This window comes from Dietzia sp. Cai40 (assembly GCF_014145165.1).
In the GTDB taxonomy this organism is placed as follows: Bacteria; Actinomycetota; Actinomycetes; order Mycobacteriales; family Mycobacteriaceae; genus Dietzia; species Dietzia natronolimnaea.
Genome location: NZ_JAALEB010000368.1, coordinates 1 through 7770, shown reverse-complemented (window position 1 = coordinate 7770; position 7770 = coordinate 1). Strand labels below are relative to the sequence as shown.

General features: G+C 69.9%; 8 protein-coding genes, 1 tRNA gene and 1 other RNA gene. 7 read left to right on the top strand and 3 right to left on the bottom strand.

The window, feature by feature from the left end; translation table 11 throughout:
* The 3 genes from G6022_RS13585 to ffs form a co-directional block, all read right to left on the bottom strand.
* Nucleotides 1-1271: DNA polymerase III subunit gamma and tau (locus tag G6022_RS13585; RefSeq protein WP_182691768.1), on the bottom strand; the 1271-nt coding region annotated here is incomplete at its 3' end.
* Nucleotides 1272-1776: 505 nt separating this feature from the next.
* The gene (locus tag G6022_RS13580) at nt 1777-3048 is read right to left on the bottom strand and encodes an aminotransferase class I/II-fold pyridoxal phosphate-dependent enzyme (protein ID WP_179524327.1); all 1272 of its coding nucleotides are present in this window, start codon (nt 3046-3048) and stop codon (nt 1777-1779) included.
* Between the two features lie 47 nt (nt 3049-3095).
* An RNA gene (gene ffs, locus G6022_RS13575) (signal recognition particle sRNA small type) lies at nt 3096-3190 on the bottom strand.
* Nucleotides 3191-3296: 106 nt separating this feature from the next.
* Between ffs and G6022_RS13570 the strand changes: the two genes are divergently transcribed.
* From G6022_RS13570 to nuoE, 7 genes are all read left to right on the top strand, one after another.
* Nucleotides 3297-3384, top strand: a tRNA-Ser gene (locus tag G6022_RS13570).
* A 183-nt stretch (nt 3385-3567) separates the two neighbouring features.
* Nucleotides 3568-3894: a hypothetical protein gene (locus tag G6022_RS13565; protein ID WP_241731218.1), complete on the top strand. Its 327-nt coding sequence runs from the start codon at nt 3568-3570 to the stop codon at nt 3892-3894.
* 243 nt (nt 3895-4137) lie between these two features.
* The gene (locus G6022_RS13560) at nt 4138-4497 is read left to right on the top strand and encodes an NADH-quinone oxidoreductase subunit A (protein WP_182639554.1); all 360 of its coding nucleotides are present in this window, start codon (nt 4138-4140) and stop codon (nt 4495-4497) included.
* Nucleotides 4498-4522: 25 nt separating this feature from the next.
* A complete protein-coding gene (locus tag G6022_RS13555) occupies nt 4523-5077 on the top strand; it encodes an NADH-quinone oxidoreductase subunit B (RefSeq protein ID WP_095717151.1) in 555 nt (184 codons plus the stop codon).
* On the top strand, nt 5074-5799 hold the full coding sequence (locus G6022_RS13550; protein ID WP_095717150.1) for an NADH-quinone oxidoreductase subunit C: 726 nt from the start codon (nt 5074-5076) through the stop codon (nt 5797-5799). Before G6022_RS13555 ends, G6022_RS13550 begins: the two co-directional genes overlap by 4 nt.
* Nucleotides 5799-7103: an NADH dehydrogenase (quinone) subunit D gene (gene nuoD / locus G6022_RS13545; RefSeq protein WP_179524325.1), complete on the top strand. Its 1305-nt coding sequence runs from the start codon at nt 5799-5801 to the stop codon at nt 7101-7103. The genes G6022_RS13550 and nuoD overlap by 1 nt, the downstream gene beginning before the upstream one ends.
* On the top strand, nt 7100-7770 hold a 671-nt coding region (gene nuoE, locus G6022_RS13540; RefSeq protein ID WP_182691766.1), incomplete at its 3' end, for an NADH-quinone oxidoreductase subunit NuoE. The genes nuoD and nuoE, both read left to right, overlap by 4 nt.

Sequence of the window (7770 nt, the reverse complement as noted above, 5' to 3'; positions counted from 1 at the left end):
GTGCCGGGTGCGCCGCCCGTGCCGGAGCGCCCTTCGTCGTCGTCCGGCGAAGCCCCACCCACTCCGGACGGACCCCCGTCCCGGACCCGGGCACCACCGGCAGGCGCGGTGGCCGCCTGCGCGGTGCCCGACTCCAGCGCCTCGACTCGCTGCAACAGCGCGATCATGGAGTCGTCGGCGGAGGGCAGGAGCAGCTTGGCGCAGAGGATCTCCAGCAGCAGCCTGGGCGAGGTGGCGCCGCGCATCGACCCCATCCCCTCGTGCACCATGTCCGCACACCGCGCCAGGGTGGCGGGCCCGATGTTCTCGGCCTGGCGCCGCATGGTGTCGGCCTGCTCGACCGGGGCGTCGACCAGCCCTCGCTCGATGGCCTGGGGCACCGACTGCACCATGATCAGGTCCCGCAACCGCTGGAGCAGGTCGGCGGCGAACCGGCGGGGGTCGAGCCCGGCCTCGATGACCTTGTCGACGGTCCGGAACAGCGTCGCACCGTCACCCGCGGCGAGCGCGTCCACGGTGTCGTCGATCAACGCGACCTCGGTGGCTCCCAGCAGACTCACCGCACGCGAATAGGTGATGCCGTCCTCGCCCGCGCCCGCCATCAGCTGATCCAGCACGCTCAGCGTGTCACGCGGCGACCCGCCACCCGCGCGGATGACCAGGGGGAAGACCGTGGGCTCGACCCTCACGCCCTCCTGCTCGCTGATCCGCTCGACCAGCCCGCGCATCGACGACGGCGTGAGCAGGCGGAACGGGTAGTGATGCGTCCGCGAGCGGATGGTCGGCAGCACCTTCTCCGGCTCGGTGGTGGCGAAGATGAAGATGAGGTGCTCCGGCGGTTCCTCCACGATCTTGAGCAAGGCGTTGAAGCCCGCGTTGGTGACCATGTGCGCCTCGTCGATGATGAGCACCCGGTACCTGGACGACGCCGGCGCGAAGAACGCCCGCTCACGCAGGTCGCGGGTGTCGTCCACGCCGCCGTGACTGGCCGCGTCGAGCTCGGTGACGTCCAGCGTGCCCGTGCCCCCGGGTGCCAGGGCCACGCACGAGTCGCACTCCCCGCACGGCGTGGCGGTGGGCCCCTCCACGCAGTTCAGCGACCGGGCGAGGATCCGGGCGGACGACGTCTTGCCGCACCCTCGCGGGCCGGAGAAGAGATAGGCGTGGTTGATGCGACCGGAGGACAGGGCCACCGAGAGCGGTTCGGTGACGTGCTCCTGGCCCACGACCTCGGCGAAGGAGGCGGGGCGATACTTCCGATAGAGGGCCACGTGTAGAGGGTACCCAGGGGGTACGACGGCGAGGTCCGCCCTCCGCGTCCCGGGACACGACCTCCGGAAATGACCGGAGGGGCCGCGTCTCCGCAGCCCCTCCCGACGTCCCTCGCGCGGCGGTGCGGGCCCCCTCAGACCCTCGCGGCGCGGTTCCGGACCAGGATCGAAGCACCGGCCCCTCGCAGCCCCTCAGCCGCACTCCGGTGCCCGATCCCTTGTGGGGTCCGGACGGTAGAGATACAACCATGCCGACCTGCGGGGATCAAGGACCTACTCTCGTTGACTATTGCTCAACTATGCGGCTGGCGACATACGTGCACGTCAGCGCCACCGCCGCGGTCCCCCCTGCGTGCCCACCCGATGGGAACATGTTGTAGATCACGTTGGGGCATGTCTCGCAGGTGAAGACGGCTCGGCGACCCGCGCCGGAGCGCGAGGGCGGGCGCCCGGCGCACCCGACCCATGGGGGAAGGTGATTAACGAAGGGGGAGGTGCTGTTACATCAGTTTCGTGCGTCGCGGCACGCGGCGAGCAGCGCGCACAGCCCCACGACGTCCATCGCCGTCTCGACCTCGGCCAGCGGCGGCAACGTGGGGGCCAATCGGATGTGCCGATCGTCGGGATCCTGCCCGTACGGATAGGCCGAACCCGCAGGGGTCAGAGCCACCCCGACCGCCTTGGCCAGGCGGACGGTCTCCGTGGCGGTGCCGTCCGGCACCTCGAGGTCGATGAAGTACCCGCCCTCGGGACTCGTCCAGCGGGCCACGTCGTACCCACCGAGCCTCCGGTCCAGCGCGCCGGCGGCCGCCTCGAACTTCGGGGCCACGATCCCGCGGTGCTTCTGCATGTGGTCCCGCACCCCGTCGGCGTCTCCGAAGAAGCGCGCGTGGGCCAACTGGTTGACCTTGTTGGGGCCGATCGACCGGATCCCGGTGTGCCCCAGGTACCAGTCGAGGTTGGGCTCGGAGGCCGAGAGGAACGACACGCCCGCCCCGGCGAAGGTGATCTTGGACGTCGAACACACCTGCAGGAATCGATTGGGGTGCCCGGCCTCGGCGGCCAGCGAATCCACATCGGGCACCTTGGGGAAGTCCTCGGTCAGCGTGTGCACCACGTAGGCGTTGTCCCAGATCACCCGGAAGTCCGGGGCGGCCGCGGCCATGCGGGCGAGCCGGGACACGGTGTGGTCGCTGTAGACGGTGCCGGTCGGGTTGGAGTAGATCGGCACACACCACATGCCCTTGATCGACGGGTCCGTGGCGACGAGGTGCTCCACCTCGTCCATGTCCGGACCGTCCTGCCCCATCGTCACGGGGATCATCTCGATACCGAGGGCCTCGGTGATGCCGAAGTGACGGTCGTACCCGGGGACCGGGCACAACCAGCGGAGCTCCGGCTCGTCCTTCCACGGACGCTCGGAGTCGGGCGTGCCGAACAGCATCGAGAACGTCAGCAGGTCGTACATGATCGACAGGCTCGCGTTGTCCTGGGCGATCACGCGGCCGGCGTCCACCCCCAGCAGTTCGGCGATGATCCCGCGGAGCTCCGGAAGACCGGCGCCGCCGCCGTAGTTACGGACGTCGGTCCTGCCGGCCGTGTGGTCACCCTCCCCCGGCAGCGCCAGCAGTCGTTCGGAGAGATCCAGCTGCTCCGGCGACGGCTTACCGCGGGTCAGGTCCAGGGACAGCCCCCGGTCGGCGAGCGTGTCGTACTCGGACGACAACTCCGACTCGAGCCGGGTCAGTTCGTCGGCGGAGAGATCGGACAGCGCCATAGTGGCCTCCGGGAGGTCGACATCGTCGGTGGTGTGTGTACCCAGACGTAAAGGGACCCCGCGCACCCGCCAGAGCCCGCTGACCCTTGCTGCCTTCCGGCCCTGGGGGAGTTCACAGGATGGACGCCGCGCGGGGTCCGGTGACGAGTCTAGCCGTGCCGCCTCCGCCGCTGCACGCAGCCCGGGATCTGGCCGGCGATTCCCGGATGGTTTGCCAGTGGTTGGCCGCGCTGGGTACTCTCGTCCACGGAGGATTCGCCTAGTGGCCTATGGCGCTCGCCTGGAACGCGGGTTGGGGTTTATAGCCCCTCAGGGGTTCAAATCCCCTATCCTCCGCCGCAGACGCGGCCCGGTGCTCTCGAGCCCGGGCCGCGTCTCTCATTTCGGCCGGTGCGCCGGCTGCCCCCACCGCAGCCGAGCCCGCTCGGTAGCATCGCGAACGTGACCGAGATCACCAGTCCGGACGTCGAGCTACGGGTGCTCGTCTACAGCCACGACGCCGCGACCCGCAGCCGCGTCATGTCAGCACTGGGCACGCGCCCGCACCCCGACCTCCCCCGACTGCACTTCACCGAGGTCGCCACGGCACCGGTGGTGATCGAGCACATGGACGCCGGGGGGATCGGTCTCGCGATCCTCGACGGCGAGGCCGCCCCCACCGGCGGGCTGGGTCTGGCCAAGCAGCTGCGCGACGAGCTCGACCACACCCCGCCGATCCTCGTGCTGATCGGGCGCGCGGACGACCGGTGGCTGGCCGACTGGTCCCGGGCCGACGCGTCGGTCCCGCACCCGATCGACCCGCTCCGGCTGCGGGACACCGTCACCTCGCTCCTCGCGCCGACCTGAGCGCCCGCCGCCACGGACGGTCGCCGTTGACGGCCACCACAGACCCCGGAAGTCGTCTGCCGAAAGTCCAGACACACGTCAAAGCAATGTGAGTAGAGTCACAGTCGAGGACCGGGACACCCCGATCTGACAGGGAGTCGGCGGGCCGTCAACCCACCACCACCGGTCGCCGACGATCCCATGCGGTTGCAGGAGAAGTCTGCCCACAGGTGCCTTCTCGAGGAACACGCGAGGAGTGACGCGATGAACGAGTACGTGCCGATCCTGGCCCTCGGGGCCGTCGCCGTCGCCTTTGCCGTCTTCTCCTCGCTGGTCTCCTCGCTGGCCGGTCCGAGCCGGTTCAACAGGTCGAAACTCGAGGCCTACGAGTGCGGCATCCAGCCCACCCCGCAGCCGGTCGGCGGCGGACGGTTCCCGGTGAAGTACTACCTCACCGCGATGCTGTTCATCATCTTCGGCATCGAGATCCTCTTCCTCTATCCGTGGGCCGTCCACTTCGACAACCTCGGGTTGTTCGGGCTGGCCGCGATGGCCCTGTTCGTCGTCAACGTCTCCGTCGCCTACGCCTACGAGTGGCGTCGGGGCGGACTGAGCTGGGACTGACCGGAACCGGGAGGAGGAGACAGTCATGGGACTGGAAGAGAAACTGCCGAGCGGGTTCCTGCTGACCACGGTCGAGCAACTCGCGGGCTACATGCGCAAGGGGTCGCTCTGGCCCGCCACCTTCGGCCTGGCGTGCTGCGCCATCGAGATGATGGCCACCAGTGGCGGCCGCTACGACCTGGCCCGGTTCGGGACCGAGGTGTTCCGGGCTTCCCCCCGCCAGGCCGATCTGATGATCGTCGCCGGCCGCGTCAGCCAGAAGATGGCCCCGGTCCTGCGCCAGGTGTACGACCAGATGGCCGAGCCCAAGTGGGTGCTGGCCATGGGTGTGTGCGCGTCCTCGGGCGGGATGTTCAACAACTACGCGATCGTCCAGGGCGTCGACCACGTCGTCCCCGTGGACATCTACCTGCCCGGATGCCCGCCGCGGCCCGAGATGCTCATGCACGCGATCATCACCCTGCACGACAAGATCCAGCACATGCCCCTCGGCGCCAACCGGGCCGAGGCCGTCCGCGCGGCGGAGCAGGCGGCCCTGGACCAGCGTCCGCTCATCCCCGTCGAGGGGATGTTCCGGTGACCGGCGACCATCCGGTCCCGGCCGACGCCCCGGACCCCGCGGGCCCGGCCGGATCCGACGCGACCACGGTCGGGGTCCGCCACGGCATGTTCGGGGTGCGCGGCTCCGGGGACACCTCCGGGTTCGGCGGGCTCGTGCGCCCGGTCGACATGCCGGGCGGTACCCGGCCGCCCGACGGTGGGGACGACGACGAGGTGGTCGCCGCGCTCACGGCCGCACTGGCATCGCGGGGCGGACCGACCTTCGACGAGGCCGTGGAGAAGGTCGTGGTGCACGGCGGACAGCTGACCCTGCACGTCCGGCGCCGACATCTGCCGGCTGTCGCGCTGACACTCCGGGACGACCCCGCACTCCGCTTCGAGATGTCACTCGGGGCGAGCGGGGTGCACTACCCCGACGCCGCGGGCCACGAACTGCACGTGGTCTACCCGCTCCAGTCGATCACCCACAACCGCCGGCTGCTGCTGGAGGTCTCGGCCCCCGATTCCGATCCGCACATCCCGTCCCTGACCAGGATCTATCCGACCACCGACTGGCACGAGCGGGAGACCTACGACTTCTTCGGCGTCCACTTCGACGGACACCCCTCACTCACCCGCATCCAGATGCCGGACGACTGGGAGGGCCATCCGCAACGCAAGGACTACCCGCTCGGCGGGATCCCCGTGCAGTACAAGGGCGCGACCATCCCGCCCCCTGACCAGCGGAGGGCCTACAGCTGATGGCCGACAGAACCGACTCGGACACCGTCCTCACCGCGACCGGGCAGGACTGGGAGGCGATCAGCGACGCGGCACGGAACGCCGACGACGACCGCATCGTCGTCAACATGGGCCCCCAGCACCCGTCCACTCACGGGGTGCTGCGGCTCATCCTCGAGATCGAGGGCGAGACCGTCACCCGCGCGAGCTGTGGGATCGGCTACCTGCACACCGGTATCGAGAAGAACCTCGAGTACCGCTACTGGACCCAGGGCGTCACCTTCGTCACCCGGATGGACTACCTCTCGCCGTTCTTCAACGAGGTCGCCTACTGCCTCGGGGTGGAACGGCTGCTCGGGATCACCGACCGGATCCCGGAGCGGGCGTCGGTCATCCGGGTGATGCTCATGGAGCTCAACCGGATCTCCTCGCACATGGTCGCTCTCGCCACCGGCGCCCTGGAACTCGGGGCCAGCACCCCCATGCTGTTCGGCTTCCGCGAGCGGGAGATGGTCCTGGACGTCTTCGAGATCATCACCGGTCTGCGGATGAACCACGCCTACGTCCGGCCCGGCGGGGTGGTCCAGGACCTCCCGGACGAGGCCGTGCCCAAGGTGCGCGAACTCCTGGACGTGATGCCCGGCCGCATCCGCGAGATGGAGCTCCTCCTGCGCCAGAACCCGATCTGGAAGATGCGGCTCGAGGGGGTGGGCTACCTCGACCTCACCGGGTGCATCGCCCTCGGGGTGACCGGACCGGTGCTGCGGGCCAGTGGACTGCCCCACGACGTGCGCCGGACCGATCCGTACTGCGGGTACGAGACCTACGAGTTCGACGTGGTGACCGGGTCGGGCAGCGACTGCTACGACCGGTTCGTCATCCGGGTGGACGAGATGAAGGAGTCGCTGAGGATCGTCGAACAGTGCCTGGACCGGCTCGAGCCCGGCCCCGTGATGGTCGACGACCCCAAGATCGCGTGGCCCGCCCAGCTCAAGGTCGGCCCCGACGGCCTGGGCAACTCCGCCGAGCACGTCCGCCACATCATGGACAGCTCGATGGAGGCCCTGATACATCACTTCAAGCTGGTCACCGAGGGGTTCGCGGTGCCCCCGGGACAGGTGTACGTGCCGGTCGAGTCGCCCCGCGGCGAGCTGGGAGTGCACATGGTCTCGGACGGCGGCACCCGCCCGTACCGGGTCCACTACCGCGACCCGTCGTTCACCAACCTGCAGGCGGTGGCCGCGATGTGCGAGGGCGGGATGCTCGCCGACGTGATCGCCGCCGTCGCCAGCATCGACCCGGTGATGGGGGGTGTGGACCGATGAGCGGCGAGCCGGTCTTCCTCCAGTTCGGTCAGAAGCCCGACGAACCGGGCGCCATCGTCCACCCGGGCGCACGGCGGACGTATCCGGACGAGGTCCGGGAGCGTCTGGCCGCCGATGCCGCCGTGATCGTCGCCCGCTACCCGCAGGACAGGTCGGCGCTGCTCCCGCTGCTGCACCTCGTGCAGGCGGAGGACGGGCACATCACCCCGGCCGGTATCGAGTTCTGCGCCCGGGTGCTCGACCTGACCGCGGCCGAGGTGATGGCGGTGGCGACGTTCTACTCGATGTACCGCCGCACCCCGACGGGTGACTACCTGGTGGGCGTGTGCACCAACACGCTCTGCGCGGTGATGGGCGGGGACGAGATCCTGGCCTCCCTCGCCGAGCACCTCGAACTCGACGGCACCGGCACCACGGACGACGGCAGGGTGACCCTGGAGCACATCGAGTGCAACGCCGCCTGCGACTACGCCCCGGTGGTGATGGTCAACTGGGAGTTCTTCGACGACCAGACCCCCGCCTCGGCCCGGCGGGTGGTCGACGACCTGCGGGCCGGGCGGACGGTGACCCCCACCCGCGGTGCTCCGCTGTGCACCTTCCGCGAGACCGCCCGCATCCTCGCGGGCTTCCCCGACCCGCGCCCCGGCGCCAATGACGGCGCGCCCGG